The following is a 14,379-nucleotide window of genomic DNA, read 5'->3' as shown; positions in this document are numbered from 1 at the left end:
GCGGTCCCCCCCGCGCCGGGGCCCGCCCGGGGGCCCAACGGCGGTTCACGGGCTGGTGGGCACGACCGGGGAGGCTGCCGGTCAGACCCGCCCGTGGACCGGGCGGCGGCGGCGCATCACGTGGACGCCCGCGCCGAGGGCCGCCGTGCCCACGAGTCCCGCGCCGATGGCGGTCTCGGTGGCGGACGGGCCGATGGAGCCGCCGAGGCCGCCCTGCGCACCGCGACCCTCCAGGATACGGAAGCGGTGGGTGGCCACGAGGCTGTTGTCGTGGCACTTGACGGAGAGCGTCTGGTCGCCGGTCCGGGCGTCGTGCCGGATGTGGACGTTGGCGAAGGCGGGGGAACCGCCCGACAGGTTCGCCTGGTCGAAGTTGCCGGGCGACCAGACCGTACCTCCGTTGCGGCAGCCCTCGACCTTGACCTCCATCGAGGCGCCCCGGTGCACCGAGTACGGGCTGACCGCGACGTTGCGCGGCCCGCCGCCCGGGCCGCCGCCGCCGGGCCCGCCGGCGGGCCCACCAGCGGGTGCACCGGCGGGCGCACCGGCGGACGCGGGGGCTGGCTCGTTGCTCGCACTGGCGAGCGGAGCGGCGAGTCCGAGGGCGACGAAGGCCGCCGCGGTCACGGTGAGAGCGCGAGAAGCACGCATGGTGGAACCTCCAGCGGGAAGCGCCCCGGAGCGGTGGTCGCCCGGGATCATCGACGAGAACGCCTCCCATGACGAACCCTCCGGCCGGTCCGCAACCAGCGCATTTCCACCTTTGGGCCGCCCGGTTGAGCGACACGCCGAGGCGAGCGCGGCCCATCTGACGGATCCGCAGGTCACGACCCGTCAGTCATTTATGTGACGATTACCTGGATGGGCGCATCCCGTACGGCCCCCCGCCCCGGCCCGGCCGCGGTCCGCCACCCGTTCGCCCCTCCCCCCTCGCCGTCGCCGGTACTCGCCCTTAGCGTGCGTGACGTAGGGCGTACGAAGCAGTGCACACGGGGTGGGACGGGAACGCGGGTCGGGACCCCCGCGTCGGGAAGGGAGAACCATGGGCTGGGACGAGACCGTTCCGTCACGAAGACGCTCTCCGTGGGGAGCGCTCGCCCTCGTCATGCTCACCGGCCTCGCCATGGTCCGGAACGGGGCGGAGTTCGAGGAGGGGCCTCCCCAGCCGGCCGCGGCCGCGGCCGTCGGGGTGCGCCCGGGGCAACCGCAGGCGGCGCCGAGCACGCCCGCGACCGCAGGGCAGGATCAGCCGTCGGACCAGGTGCCGCAGCAGCTGCCGGAGCAGGCGCTCCCGCCGGCGCCGGACCCGCTGGACCACTCCTCGGTGCAGCGGGTGCGGATCCCCTCGATCAAGGTGGACGCGCCGGTGATGACGGTCGGGCTGGACGCGGAGGGCTGGATCGACGCCCCGCCGCCGCAGGATCCGAACCTCGCGGGCTGGTACCTCAACGGCATCTCGCCCGGCCAGCAGGGCTCGGCGGTGATCGTGGGCCACGTGGACAACGCGAAGGGCCCGGCGGTCTTCTACGGGCTGGGCTCGCTGCAGAAGGGCAATCGCGTCGAGGTGCAGCGCTACGACGGGCGCACGGCGGTGTTCGAGGTGTACGGCGTCGAGGTCTTCGCCAAGGACGCCTTCCCCGGAGCCCGGGTGTACGGGGACACCGGCCAGCCGGAGCTCCGGGTGATCACGTGTGGCGGCGGATATTCGAAGGCCCGCGGCTACGACGGCAACGTGGTCGTCTTCGCCCGGATGGTGGAGACGCGCTGACGGCGCGGCCCCGGGGAGCCGGACCCCGGCCCTGATCGGATCACGGTCCCACTGACGGAACGTATCTTCAGTGGGACCGCAGTCCGGGCAGGGTCATCCGGTAGCCCCGGGAGAGCAGTTGGGGCAGGTATTCGCCCAGGGCCTGGACGCTCTGCGCGCGGTTGCCGCCCGCGTCGTGCGAGAGCACGATCACCCCGGGGGCGGCTCCCTTGAGCACGCGCGAGACGATCGTCGGGGTGCCCGGCTCGGTCCAGTCCAGCGTGTCCACGGTCCAGGCGAGCGGCTCCATCCCCAGCTCGGCGCCGATCTCGAAGGCGGCCCGGTTCCAGGCCCCGTAGGGCGCCCGGAACCATTGCGGCGCCTCCCCCGTGACCTGCTGCACGACCTCGCTCGTACGGCCGATCTCGGAGGCGAGGTCGGGCCGGGTGAGCTTCGGGATGAGCGGGTGGGTCCAGGTGTGGTTGCCGATGACGTGCCCCTCGGCGGCCATCCGCCGCACCAGGTCCCGGTTGTCGGTGGCCATTTCGCCGCAGACGAAGAACATGGCGCGGACCCCGTACCGGGCCAGGGTGTCCAGGATCGCGGGGGTGTAGCGGGGGTCGGGGCCGTCGTCGAAGGTGAGCACCATCTGGCTGCCGACGGCCGGGGCTCCGGGCGCGCCCGAGAGTTCCAGGATGGGGCGGGTGCGGACGGCGGGCCGGGCCGGGTGGTAGCGGGGCGGGACGTCGGCCGCCATCGGGCTCAGCCGGTACGCGCTGGACGCCGCGCCCCGCTGGTTCAGCGCGGCGGTTCCGGGTGCGCCCGCCGCTCCGGGCGCGCCGCCGGGCGCCGCGGGTGCGCCGGGCCGGGCGGGGTCCAGGGCCTCCTCCTCGCCGAGGACGCCGGAGGCCGCGGCGGCGATCCCGAGGAAGACGGCGGTGCGCAGGAGCGTGCGCCGCCCTACTGTCGGCTCGTCAGTTTTCATTACTACTACGTATCAACGGCTCCGCCCCGGATGCCGGGAGACGCGGACGCGCCACCGCCCCCTCACCCGATCAGCCGCCATGGCGGCCGCCGGGCGGCCGCTTCAGCTGCGGCGCACCAGGGGGAACGGCAGCGTCTCCCGGATCGTCAGACCGGTGAGGAACATGACGAGCCGGTCCACCCCGATGCCGAGCCCGCCGGTGGGCGGCATCGCGTACTCCAGTGCGTCCAGGAACTCGTTGTCGATCTCCATCGCCTCCGGGTCGCCGCCCGCCGCCAGCAGCGACTGGGCGGTGAGCCTGCGCCGCTGTTCGACCGGGTCGGTCAGCTCCGAGTAGGCGGTGCCCAGCTCGGTGCCGAAGGCGACCAGGTCCCAGCGCTCGGCGAGCCGGGGATCCTTGCGGTGCTGGCGGGTGAGCGGCGAGACGTCCGTCGGGAAGTCCTTGTAGAAGGTGGGCAGGAGGGTCTTCTCCTCCACCAGCCGCTCGTACATCTCCAGGACCACGTCGCCGCGGGTGTTCTCCGGGGTGTGGGGCACGCCCGCCCGGTCGCAGTGGCGGCGCAGGGCCGCCTCCCCCGTGTCCGCGTCCACCTCCTCCCCGAGCGCCTCGCTGATCGCCCCGTACATCGTCTTCACGGGCCAGGCGCCGGAGATGTCGTGCACGACGAGCTTGCCGTCCGGGCCCGCCTTGTGCGCGATGGCCGAGCCGAAGGCGGCGGTCGCGGCGCCCTGGATCAGCTCGCGGGTGAGGTCGAGCATGACGTCGTAGTCGGCGAAGGCCTGGTACGCCTCCAGCATCGTGAACTCGGGGTTGTGCTTGTAGGAGACGCCCTCGTTGCGGAAGGTGCGGCCCATCTCGAAGACCTTCTCCATGCCGCCGACGCACAGTCGCTTGAGGTACAGCTCGGGCGCGATGCGCAGGTAGAGGTCCATGTCGTAGGCGTTGATGTGGGTGCGGAAGGGGCGTGCGTTGGCGCCGCCGTGGATCTGCTGGAGCATCGGGGTCTCGACCTCCAGGTAGCCGCGGTCGAGCAGCCCCTGGCGCAGTGCCTGCACGGCGCTGGAGCGGGCCCGTACGACCTCGCGCGCCTCGGGACTGGCCACCAGGTCGAGGTAGCGCCGCCGGACCCGGGCCTCGGGGTCGGCCAGGCCCTTGCGCTTGTCGGGCAGCGGGCGCAGGCACTTGCCGGTGAGCTGCCAGGCGTCGACGACGACGGAGAGTTCGCCTCTCCTGCTGGTGCCGATCTCGCCGCTCGCGACGACGTGGTCGCCGAAGTCCACCTGCGTGGTGAAGGTGCCGAGCACCTCGGTCCCGGCCTCGTCGCGCGTGAACATCAGCTGCACGTCGCCGGTCCAGTCGCGGAGCACGGCGAAGACCACGCCGCCGAGGTCGCGCACGACCATCACGCGGCCGGCCACGGTGACCTGTTCCCCGGTCCGCGCGCCCGCCGGGTAGCCGGGGTGGGCGGCGCGCAGCTGCGCCACGGTGTGGGTGCGCTGGCGGATGCCGACCGGGTAGGGGTCGGTGCCGCTCGCCCGGATCCGCTCCACCTTGCGGTGGCGGACGCGGACCTGTTCGGGCAGCTTCTCGGCGCTCGCCGGGCCCTCCTCCCCCACGAGGTCGAGGTTGAGGGAGGCGATCGGGGGGAGGCCGGCGGTGTTGGCCGGGGCGGTGACGCCCCGGGCGTGCCCGTTGCCCCACAGGGTGCGCATGCTCGGTACGGAGACGAACCCCTCGGCGATGCCGGAGGCGAGGCTGACCCGGGCGAGGGAACCGGCGTCCTGGTAGCAGAGGAAGCGCGGGTACCACTCGGGTCCGTATTTGACGTTGGACCGGTACAGGGCCTCCAGCTGCCACCACTTGGAGAAGAACAGCAGGAGCTTGCGCCACAGCTTCAGGACGGGGCCCGCGCCGATCCGGCCGCCCTCCTCGAAGGCGGAGCGGAAGACGGCGAAGTTGAGGGAGATCCGGCGCACGCCCAGCTTGGGGGCGGCGGCGCACAGTTCGGCGACCATGAACTCCATGACGCCGTTGGGCGCGGAGCGGTCGCGGCGCATCAGGTCGAGGGAGATGCCGTCCTTGCCCCAGGGGACGAAGGAGAGCAGGGCGATGAGTTCGCCCTCGGCGTCGAAGGCCTCGACGAGCAGGCAGTCCCCGTCGGCGGGGTCGCCGAGCCGGTCGAGGGCCATGGAGAAGCCCCGCTCGGTCTCCGTGTCGCGCCACTTGTCGGCGCGGTCGACGATCCGCTGCATCTCCTCCTCGGTGAGGGCGGAGTGGCGCCGGATGACGGTGGAGGCGCCGGTGCGCCGGACGCGGTTGACGGCCTGGCGGGTGACGCGCATGTCGCGGCCGTCGAGGTCGAACTGGGCGATGTGCAAGATCGCCTCGTCGCCGAGCTGGAGGGCGCTGAGCCCGGACCGGGCGAAGGCGGTCGCGCCCTCCTCGGAGGCGCCCATCACGGCGGGCTGCCAGCCGTGGCGGCGGGCGACGGCGAGCCACGCGTCGATGGCGGGCGTCCAGGCTCCGGGGTCGCCGACGGGGTCGCCGCTGGCCAGGCAGACGCCCGCCTCGACGCGGTAGGTGACGGCGGCCTTGCCGTTGGGGGCGAAGACGACGGCCTTGTCGCGGCGGGTGGCGAAGTAGCCCAGGGAGTCGCCCCGGCCGTAGGCGCCGAGCAGCGCCCGGATGCGCGGCTCCTCGTCGCCGTGCAGGGCGGCCGTCATGCGCTGCGAGCGGAAGAGCGTGGAGGCGGCGTTGAGCAGGGCGAGGGCGCCGAAGAGACCGAGCAGGAAGTAGAGGGGACGGGGCGGGTGGCCGTCGAACTGGCGGGCGGAGAAGAGTCCGCCGAAGACCTGCTTGGCGGCCCAGTCCAGCCACTGCCCCTTGGGCAGGCTGCCGGGGAAGATCGCGACGAGCCCCCAGCCGACGAAGACGGCGGCGAGCAGTCCGAGGCCGAGGACCAGCAGCGCCCGCCACAGGGCGCCGGGCCGGGAGGCGGCGTAGAACTCCTTGCGGGCGGCGATCAGCAGCACCATGGCGGCGACGGCGATGACGCCGGAGACGATCGAGACCCAGTAGTCCCCGTCGGCGAGGATCAGGACGTCGACCAGGATCAACAGGGCCAGATAGGTGACGACGATCCACCAGGCGACCTTCTTGCGGGTGCCGAGGGCCGCGGCCAGCAGGAAGAGGAAGACGGCGTAGGCGAGGTTCTCGCTGACCGGGACGACGAACATGTCCAGGAAGCGGACCACCGGCCGCAGCAGCCGCCGCAGCGTGGGGGACAGCGCCAGGACGGCGCACACCAGGCCGAGCGTTCCGAAGAACGCGCCGAATCCGTCGGGCACCCGCTTCAGGAAGCGGTTGCGGGTCCCACGGGTCTCCTCCACGGTGGCACTCATGGTTCGCACTGTAGGGAGGCGCGCGCCGGTCCGCGCGCCGAACGCACTAACCTCGGTGGGGTGACAGAGCACGTGAGCACGGGGTTCGAGCGGGGTACCGACGGACCGAAGGTGATCCTCGCCGGGGTCGACGGATCGGAGTCGTCGCTGCGCGCGGCGGCGTACGCGGCCGGGCTGGCCCGGCGCCAGAACGCCCTCCTGGCGCTGGTCTACGTCCAGCCGGTGATCGCGGCCGGAGCGGCCATGGGCGCGCCGGTGGCCGGGGCCACCGAGGAGATCGCGGAGGGGATCGTGGCCGAGATCCGGGACTCCGCGGAGCGCCTGAAGGGCATCTTCGAGGTGCGCTGGCAGTTCCACACCTTCCGCGGGGACCCGTACGCGGGCCTGGTGAGCGCCGCCGAGGAGCTGACCGCGGACGCGGTGGTGGTGGGCGCCTCGGAGCAGGCCGGGCACCGGATCATCGGGTCGGTGGCGGTCCGGCTGGTGAAGGCGGGGCGCTGGCCGGTGACCGTGGTTCCCTAGTGCCGGTCCGGGTCGGTCCGGACCGGCCCGGACGCGGGTGCCGGGCCGGTCGCGGGTGCCCGGCCGGGGGTGCTACTTGCCGAGGGTCAGGCCGTCCTTGGCCGCGCCGCGGCTCAGCACGGCCTCGCTGATGGCCTCCTCGGCGGTCTTGTAGGCCTCGTGGTCGGGGTCCTTGGCCAGGGCCGCCGGGAGGTCGACGACCTTGCCTGCGGTGAGGTCGGTCATCTGCGGGACGTACTCGGCCTTGGTGACGCGCCAGCGCTGTCCCGGCGCGGCGGGGGGCTCGAAGGCGAAGCGGCCGATCGAACCGTAGTTGCCGCGCAGGTCGCGGTCGCCCGAGTCGTTGAACATCTCACCGGCGACCTGGTCGCCCATGCCGTAGACGATCCAGGTCCCGTTGACCTTCTCGTACGCCTGCGGGATGTGGGCGTGGGTGCCGAGGATCATGTCGATGTCGGGGCGGCCGCCGCTCGCCGAGGCCGTGAGGGCCTGGCCGAGGGAGAGCTGGCGCTCGTCGGGCGCGGTCTGCCACTCCGTGCCCCAGTGCAGGCTGACGAGGACCACGTCCGCGCCCGCCGTGCGGGCCGCCCGGGCGTCGGCGACGATCTTCTGTTGTTCCATCAGGTTGACCGCCCAGGGCCGCCCTTCGGGCATCGGGTGGTCGTTGGTGTCGTAGGTGTAGGCGAGGTGCGCCACCTTGGCCCCGCCGGCCGTGTAGGTCGTCACGGTGGCCGCCTCGGCCGCCGTGCGCGCCGAACCGGCGTGTTTCAGGCCGACCTTGTCGAAGGTGTCCAGGGTGCGCCCCAGCCCTTCGGCGCCGTCGTCGAGGGTGTGGTTCGAGGCGGTCGAGCAGCCGTCGTACCCGGCGTCCTTCAGCCCCTCGGCCACCTGCGGCGGGGAGACGAAGTCCGGGTAGCCCGAGAAGGGGCCGCCCTCCTCGCCGTAGACCGTCTCGCTGTGGCAGAGCGCCAGGTCGGCGGCGGTGACGAGGTCCTTGACGTCCGCGAACATCGGCTTGAAGTCGTAGCCTCCGCCCCCGGTTGCCGCCGCGTTGATGATCGAGGTGTGCGGGAGCACGTCCCCGCTCGCGACCAGGGTGAAGCCCTTCTTCCCGGTCCCGGCGCTCCCCTTGGTCGCACCGGTCCCCGAACCGGCGGAACCGCCCGGGCCGCCCGCGCCGCCCGACGGGCCGGAACAACCCGCCGCGGCGGCGGCCGACAGCAGGACGGCCGAGAGGACCGCGACGGCCCGCCGCGTGCGCTTGGACATCTGCCCCAACTTCCATTTCATAGGACTATCGGATGACCTGAATCCTGGAGAGCGGGCGGCGCAAGTCAAGGAACGGCTCCGCGGGGCGGCCCCGGACTCACCCTCCCGGCGGCACCGCGCCCCCGGCGGACGGCCTGCCGTTCACCGCGCCGTTCGACCGTTCACCGCCGAGGGCGGCCGCCCACCGGACGGCCGGGGTGCTTGGGCGCAGCGGCGGCACCCGACGGTTCCCGGGCGGCCCGTCCCAGGTCAGGGTGGTCATGTCGACCCGCACCCACCCCGGAAGGAGCCACTCGGTGCCCCTCTCCCCCACTGATTGCCGCACCGACCCCGAGGCGCTCGCCGCACTCCAGCGCGAGCACGGCCGGGCTCTGTTCGGATTCCTCTTCGGCCTCTGCAACGGCGACGCGCAGCGCGCCGAGGACCTGGTGCAGGAGACCCTGGTGCGCGCCTGGCAGCACCCCGAAGTGCTGGAGAGCCCGCACGCCTCCATGCGCCCCTGGCTCTTCACGGTCGGTCGGCGGCTCGCGATCGACGCGCGCCGCGCCCGGCTCGCCCGCCCCCAGGAGGTCGAGCAGGAGGACCTGGACCAGACGCCCGCGCCCCGGGACGGGGTCTCCCGTTCGGTCACCGCCATCGACGTGCGACGGGCCGTCGGCGGTCTGGGCCCGGAGCACCGCGAGGTGCTGATGCAGGTCTACTTCCGCGACCGGTCGGTCGCGGAAGCCGCCGAAGAGCTGGGCATACCGACAGGAACCGTCAAGTCCCGGACCTACTACGCACTGCGGGCCCTGCGCAAGGACCTCCAGGGGTACGGGCTCGGGGCCTGAGACCGGGCGGCGCGGTCACCGACGACCGCGGAAACCTTGGGGGACGAAGGACCAACTGGCCGAGAATCGCTCAAGGATTGACCTGAGTGGGCGCATGGCGCATCCAATTCGGCTCCAGAGCGTCCAAGTTGAGTAAACATCGCCCGTCCTGCGAGGCTCGGAGGAGAGGCTCTGACCGACGGCGGCAAGCTCGACACGCGGGAGAAGGTGGAACGGTGCAGCCCGAGGGTATGAACGGCACCAGTGACGGCGGGCTCGCGGTGCCCATGGCGTGGCTCTACGCCGAGTACATCGCGGACGAACTGCTGCGCACGGGGCGACTGATCCCGGTCAGCACCCTGGAATTCCGGGCCGGGCGGGACACCCTGGCCCTGACGATCTACCTTTCCGACGCCGCCGGCGAGCTGTCCGGGATCCGGGTGGTCTCGCAGCTCGACGAGTGGCTCTCCCTGACGGCGTACGGGCATCCCTGGCGCGACTGGGTGCAGACCCGGTTCCTCCAGCTGGGCGAGGAGGCCCGGGAACGCGGCGTCGGCGAGGATCCCGACCTGGAACTGGCCCGGGACGCCTGGAGTTGGCTGGAGCGGACCGAGCTGTTCGCCACCAACCTGGACCCGGGGCGGCCCGGCCCCGAGGACACCCCGCCGGGGCTGGACGAGAACGCCCGGGTGTGGACCCCGGCCTGGCAGCTGGGCCTGCCCTTGGGGCACCTGGCGATGCACCTCTTCTGACCGGGGCCGGAGCCGGGGGCCGGGCCGGAGCCGGGGGCCGGGCGCCGGTCAGCCGGTCGGCGGCTCCCTCCGGGCGTCGGTCGGAACGTCGGTCGGGACGTCGGTCGGGGGTTCGCCGGGGGGCTCCGTCACCAGGCCGGTGAAGTCCGCCTCGTTGCGTTCGGCACGCACGACGTACCGGCGCGCGATGAGCCACATCACCGGGTACACCACCACCCCGAGCCCCACCCACACCAGGGGCCCCGCGTCGACGCGCGGCAGGGAGAACAGCAGGGGCAGGGCCCCGACGAAGGCGAGCAGCACGGCGAGGGCGGCCAGCGCGGCCCGCAGTTGGCTGCGCATCAGGGCGCGGACGTAGGTGGCGCCGAGCGAGGTGTGCTGGGAGATCTCCGAACGCGCGGGAGTGTGCGCGGGCGGGCGTCCGCGCGCGCCGCGCGCCACGCCGGTGACGACCTCCCGCCGCGAGCCGGGCTGGGCCGGGGGCGCCGGGAGGTGCCGGGGCGGCCGGTGCCGCGCGTCATCGGACATGGTGCGCACCAGTCTATGCGCGGCGCGGCGCCCGGCCGGGGGCGCCGGCGGCTACTTCAACAGGCGGGACAGCCGCCGGTCGGCGAGCGGCTTGCCCCCGGTCTGGCAGGTGGGGCAGTACTGGAGCGAGGAGTCGGCGAAGGACACCGATCGGATGGTGTCCCCGCACACGGGGCAGGGCTCGCCGGTCCGGCCGTGTACCCGCAGCCCGCTCTTCTTCTCCGCTTTCAGGCTCCCCGCGGCCACGCCGTGCGTGCGGGCGAGCGCCTCGCGCAGGGTCGCCCGGACCGCCTCGAAGAGGTGGGACACCTCAGTCGCCTCGAGGGAGGCGGCGAGCTTGAAGGGGGACATCCGCGCGTGGTGCAGGATCTCGTCGCTGTACGCGTTCCCTATCCCGGCCAGCACGCTCTGGTCGCGCAGGAAGCCCTTGAGCTGGCGCCGCTCCCCCGCCAGCAGCGCCGCGAACCGCGCTTCGTCGAAGTCCTCGGCGAGCGGGTCCGGCCCGAGCCGGGCGATGCCGGGCACCTGCGCCGGATCGTGGACGACGTACACCGCGAGCCGTTTCTGGGTGCCCGCCTCGGTGAGGTCGAAGCCGCCCCCGCCCTCGAGCAGCACGCGCAGGGCGAGCGGGCCCTTGCCGCCGGGCTTGGGCGGCTGCGCGGGGAAGGCCTCGTGCCACCGCAGCCAGCCCGCCCGGGCGAGATGGGTGACGAGGTACAGCTCGCCGATCCGCAGCGCGAGGAACTTGCCGTGGCGGGCGGTGGCTCCCGCCACCTGCCCTTCGAGGGCGGTGACCGCGGGGTCGTAGGTCTTGAGCACGCTCACGTTGAGCGGGAGGACGCGCTCCACCACCCGCCCGGTCAGGTGCTCGTCGAGGAATTCCCTGAGGGCCTCGACCTCCGGCAGCTCCGGCACCCTCCCAGGGTGGCCCGCCCTCAGCCGAAGCGCGAGCCGGGGACCGGGCCGGGCGAGCGGGCCTGGTCGCGGGCCCCGCCGAGCCAGCCGGGGGCCACCGCGGCGACGTAGCTCCGCAGGGCCTCGTCCGGGTCGGCCGGGGTCTGTCCGTCGCCCTCGTCCGGCGCGGGGACGACGTCGACGATGTCGCGGGCCACCGCTTCCTCGGGGCGCTCGTCCGCGGGCCGGTCGCCGTACGCCGCCCAGGGCGCGACCGCGTACTGGCACAGCAGCGCGCTGGAATCGGCGCTCACCGGTGGCGGATCGGTCCAGCAGGTGAGGTGCTCGTGCAGGACCTGGCCGGTGGTGCGGGTGCGCAGGGTGCGCACGAGTTCGGGATCACCGGCGCGCAGGTCGTAGGCGGCCACGACCGTGTCCGGCCGGGCGGGGTCGTAGGGGACCGCGGGCAGCCCGAGCACCCCGGCGGCGGCCAGGCCGAGGATCCGGTCGGCGCGGCCGGGGAGGAGCGAGACGGTGGTCGGGCGCTGGCCGGCGGCGGCCAGGGCGAGCGCGAGGCGGTCGAGGCCGCGCCGGATCAGGGCGTGGTTGTCCCCGAGGAAGGCGTAGCGGCCGGTCATTCCGGCGCCGTAGCCGTACGGGGAGAGCGTGCCCAGCAGTGCGCCGGTGAGCGCGAAGTGCCAGCCGCGCAGGTCACGGGCGTCGAGGGGGCCGGCCGCGCGGGCCAGTTCGGCGCGGCCCAGCATGCGGCGCTGGCGGCCGTGGGCCCCGAGCCAGGTCGCGTCCTCCGGGGCCGGCAGCCGGATCGCGGCGGCGCGGGCCCCGTCGAAGTCGCCCGCGCACAGGGTGTTGTGGACCAGGAGGTAGGTCTCGGGCCAGGCGGGCAGGCGGTCGCCGCGGGCGGCGAGCAGGGCGGCGGCCTCGGCGTGCCGGTGGCCGTCCTCGAGGGCGGCGACCAGTTCGGCGAGGAGCTTGCGGGAGTCGGGCCGCAGCGCGAGCGCGTGGCGCAGCGGGGCGACGGCGAGGAAGGACACGCCGCGTTCGACGCAGGCGTAGCCGAAGTCGTAGAGCGCCTGGGGATCGCGGGGCTTCTTGGCGGCGGCCTTCGCCGCCAGGGCGAGGTCGGTGAAGCCCGCGGCGTCGGCGAGTGCCCGGGTGGCCTTGGCGAGGTCGGCGGGCGAGGCGGTTTCCGCGTGGGGGCGCAGGGCCCGGACGGCTCCGGGCAGATCTCCGGCCTTCAGCGACCGGCGGACGTCGTGCGTGGCGGTAGTCATCGCCCCCGATCCTGCGGCACCGCCACCGCGCGCCGCAACGGGCTTTGGGCCCGCCGGGCCCGGTGGTGCGTGCCGGATCCGCCTCCGGTTCCCCTTCCGCTTCCCCTTCGGTTCAGGTCATGACGAACTCGCACCACACGCACTTGCCGCCGCCCCGGGACTCCACCCCCCAGACGTCCGCGAGGCGGTCCACCAGCATCAGCCCGCGTCCCGAGACCCCCGAATCGCCCGCTTCGCGGCGGCGGGGCAGGGCGCTGGAGCGGTCCTCGACCTCGACGCGGATGCGGCGTTCGGGACCGGCCAGTACGCGCAGGGTGACGATCGCCGGGCCGTCGGTGTGCATCAGGGCGTTCACGATCAGTTCGTCCGCGACGAGTTCGATCTCGTCGCCGCGGGCCCGGGCGCCCCAGGCCCGGACGGCCGTGCCGATCATGTGCCGGGCCGAGACCAGGCCTTCGGGGTCGCCGGGGGCCACGTGCTGCTGGAGGCGGCCGCCCGTCTGCGGCGCGTCCTCGGCCTGGCGGCGCAGCAGCAGGAGGGCGACGTCGTCGTCGCCCCGCTCGTCGGCCATCTCGACCAACCGGTCGGCGAGCAGCGTGAGGTCGGCCGGGCCGGAGCGGACCATGGCGGTGAGGTACTGGATCCCGTCGTCGAGGTCGGCGCCGGGTTGTTCGACCAGGCCGTCGGTGCACAGGAGAAGCGTTTCCCCGGGGTCCAGTTCCACCGTGGTGACGGGGTACTCCAGGCGGCCGAACTCCGCCGAGAGGCCGAGCGGCATCCCGCCCTCCACGGGGAGCCTGCGGCAGTCGCCGTCGCGCGAGCGCAGCAGGGGGTCCAGGTGGCCCGCGCGGACCAGTTGGAGCACCCCGGTGGCGAGGTCGGCCTCGACGTAGGTGCAGGTGGCGAAGCGGTCGGTGTCCAGTTCGTGCAGGAAGACCGAGGCCCGGGCGATCACCGTGGCGGGTGCGTGTCCTTCGGCGGCGTAGGCGCGCAGCACGATGCGGAGCTGGCCCATCACGGCCGCCGCGTGCGTGTCGTGCCCCTGGACGTCGCCGATGACGGCGCCGACCCGCCCGCCGGGCAGCGGGATGACGTCGTACCAGTCGCCGCCGATGTCGCGGCCCATCCGGGCGGAGCGGTAGCGCACCTCGATCTGCGCACCGGGAACCGCCGGGATCCGGCGCGGCAGCATGGCCTGTTGGAGGCCCTCGGCGATGTCGTGCTCCTGCTCCAGCAGCATCGCGCGCTGGAGGCTCTGGGCGATGCTGCTGCCGAGGGCGACGAGCAGGTTCCGTTCGTCCTGGGTGAAGGCTTCCTTGTCCTGGTAGAGGAGTCCGATCGCGCCGATGGGACGGGCCTGGGCGATCAGCGGCAGGTAGGCGGCGGCCGAGATCCGCATGTACGAGATCTTCGACCAGAGTCCCGGGTAGGAGGCGGCGAACTCCTCCTGCGAGTCGATGAACCGGGGCTGGAGCGAGCGGACCACTTCGCTCATCGGGTACTGCTCGTCGATGCGGGTGTAGCGGGTGCCGGGGACGAAGCTGCCTTCGGGGCCCTCGGCGACCAGGTGGATGCGGCCCGCCTCGACCAGCCCCATCACCATGCCCATGGTGCCGAGCCGCTCCAGGCCGTGCGCGTCGCTGAGCGCGTCGATGACGTCCTGCACGGTGCGCGCGTGGGCGAGGGCGGCGGTGGTGCCCTCGACCACGGAGGTCTGGCGGCGGCGTTCCTCGTCCAGGCCGAGGCGTTCGGCGGAGTGGCTCAGCTCCTCGGTCGCGTCCCGGACGATGCCGATGATGCGGTACGGGCGCCCGTTCGCGTCGCGCATCACCCGGCCCTGGGTGTGGGTCCAGCGCAACCGCCCGTCGCGGCACCTGATCCGGAAGTAGGCGCCGTAGCTCTCCAGCCCGCCCTTGAGGGCGCTGGAGACCAGCGCGTCGAGCCGGGCCGCCTCGGCGGGCGGGACCCGGGGCGAGAGGGACTCGGGCCGCTCGTCGTAGTCCCGGGGCAGGGTGTCGAAGACGTCGAGGGCGGGCGGGTCCATGTGCATGAGTCCGGTGACCAGGTCCCAGTCGAAGCTGCCCATGCGGTTCAGGGAGAGCGACCGGTCCGGGTGTGCGGGCCAGTCGTCCGGCAGCGATACGGTGCTCGGCACCGGTCCACCATGACACATGAGCGG

Annotated in this window: 12 protein-coding genes; 4 read left to right on the top strand and 8 right to left on the bottom strand. The window is 73.7% G+C overall.

Translation table 11 applies throughout. From position 1 onward, the window contains the following. Positions 1-81: 81 nt before the first annotated feature. Positions 82-651 carry a hypothetical protein gene (locus tag ACFWAR_RS31535; RefSeq protein WP_385784517.1) on the bottom strand — a complete coding sequence of 190 codons (570 nt, stop codon included), beginning with the start codon at positions 649-651 and terminating at the stop codon, positions 82-84. Between the two features lie 391 nt (positions 652-1,042). Here ACFWAR_RS31535 and ACFWAR_RS31530 point away from each other — a divergent pair, with 391 nt between their 5' ends. Then, positions 1,043-1,768 (top strand): class F sortase, encoded by a 726-nt coding sequence (locus ACFWAR_RS31530; protein ID WP_385784515.1) that lies wholly within the window; start codon positions 1,043-1,045, stop codon positions 1,766-1,768. A gap of 67 nt (positions 1,769-1,835) precedes the next feature. Here ACFWAR_RS31530 and ACFWAR_RS31525 read toward each other — a convergent pair whose 3' ends face one another. Together ACFWAR_RS31525 and lysX are read right to left on the bottom strand one after the other, a co-directional pair. After that, positions 1,836-2,732, bottom strand: a complete 897-nt coding sequence (locus tag ACFWAR_RS31525; RefSeq protein WP_385784512.1) for a polysaccharide deacetylase family protein — start codon at positions 2,730-2,732, stop codon at positions 1,836-1,838. A gap of 102 nt (positions 2,733-2,834) precedes the next feature. Further along, complete coding sequence (lysX, locus tag ACFWAR_RS31520; protein WP_385784509.1) at positions 2,835-6,134, bottom strand: bifunctional lysylphosphatidylglycerol synthetase/lysine--tRNA ligase LysX; 3,300 nt, start codon at positions 6,132-6,134, stop codon at positions 2,835-2,837. Positions 6,135-6,194: 60 nt separating this feature from the next. Here lysX and ACFWAR_RS31515 point away from each other — a divergent pair, with 60 nt between their 5' ends. Continuing rightward, entirely contained in the window at positions 6,195-6,656 is a 462-nt protein-coding gene (locus tag ACFWAR_RS31515; RefSeq protein WP_385784506.1) for a universal stress protein, read from the top strand. Between the two features lie 72 nt (positions 6,657-6,728). Here ACFWAR_RS31515 and ACFWAR_RS31510 read toward each other — a convergent pair whose 3' ends face one another. Next, positions 6,729-7,925, bottom strand: a complete 1,197-nt coding sequence (locus ACFWAR_RS31510; protein ID WP_385784503.1) for a CapA family protein — start codon at positions 7,923-7,925, stop codon at positions 6,729-6,731. 296 nt (positions 7,926-8,221) lie between these two features. On the opposite strand from ACFWAR_RS31510, the gene ACFWAR_RS31505 reads away from it, so the two are divergent. Then, positions 8,222-8,755: a sigma-70 family RNA polymerase sigma factor gene (locus ACFWAR_RS31505; RefSeq protein ID WP_385784500.1), complete on the top strand. Its 534-nt coding sequence runs from the start codon at positions 8,222-8,224 to the stop codon at positions 8,753-8,755. A gap of 230 nt (positions 8,756-8,985) precedes the next feature. Further along, entirely contained in the window at positions 8,986-9,486 is a 501-nt protein-coding gene (locus ACFWAR_RS31500) for a hypothetical protein (protein ID WP_385784497.1), read from the top strand. Between the two features lie 48 nt (positions 9,487-9,534). Here ACFWAR_RS31500 and ACFWAR_RS31495 read toward each other — a convergent pair whose 3' ends face one another. The 4 genes from ACFWAR_RS31495 to ACFWAR_RS31480 form a co-directional block, all read right to left on the bottom strand. Continuing rightward, positions 9,535-10,014: a hypothetical protein gene (locus ACFWAR_RS31495; RefSeq protein WP_385784494.1), complete on the bottom strand. Its 480-nt coding sequence runs from the start codon at positions 10,012-10,014 to the stop codon at positions 9,535-9,537. Between the two features lie 51 nt (positions 10,015-10,065). Beyond that, complete coding sequence (locus ACFWAR_RS31490) at positions 10,066-10,929, bottom strand: Fpg/Nei family DNA glycosylase (protein ID WP_385784492.1); 864 nt, start codon at positions 10,927-10,929, stop codon at positions 10,066-10,068. Between the two features lie 20 nt (positions 10,930-10,949). Next, the gene (locus ACFWAR_RS31485) at positions 10,950-12,200 is read right to left on the bottom strand and encodes a hypothetical protein (RefSeq protein WP_385784489.1); all 1,251 of its coding nucleotides are present in this window, start codon (positions 12,198-12,200) and stop codon (positions 10,950-10,952) included. Positions 12,201-12,312: 112 nt separating this feature from the next. Next, positions 12,313-14,373 (bottom strand): SpoIIE family protein phosphatase, encoded by a 2,061-nt coding sequence (locus tag ACFWAR_RS31480; RefSeq protein ID WP_385784486.1) that lies wholly within the window; start codon positions 14,371-14,373, stop codon positions 12,313-12,315. Positions 14,374-14,379 lie beyond the last annotated feature (6 nt).

The organism is Streptomyces sp. NPDC059917, assembly GCF_042730635.1.
In the GTDB taxonomy this organism is placed as follows: Bacteria; Actinomycetota; Actinomycetes; order Streptomycetales; family Streptomycetaceae; genus Streptomyces.
The sequence above is the reverse complement of the archived record's forward strand: the minus strand, read 5'-3'. Positions and strand labels throughout refer to the sequence as shown.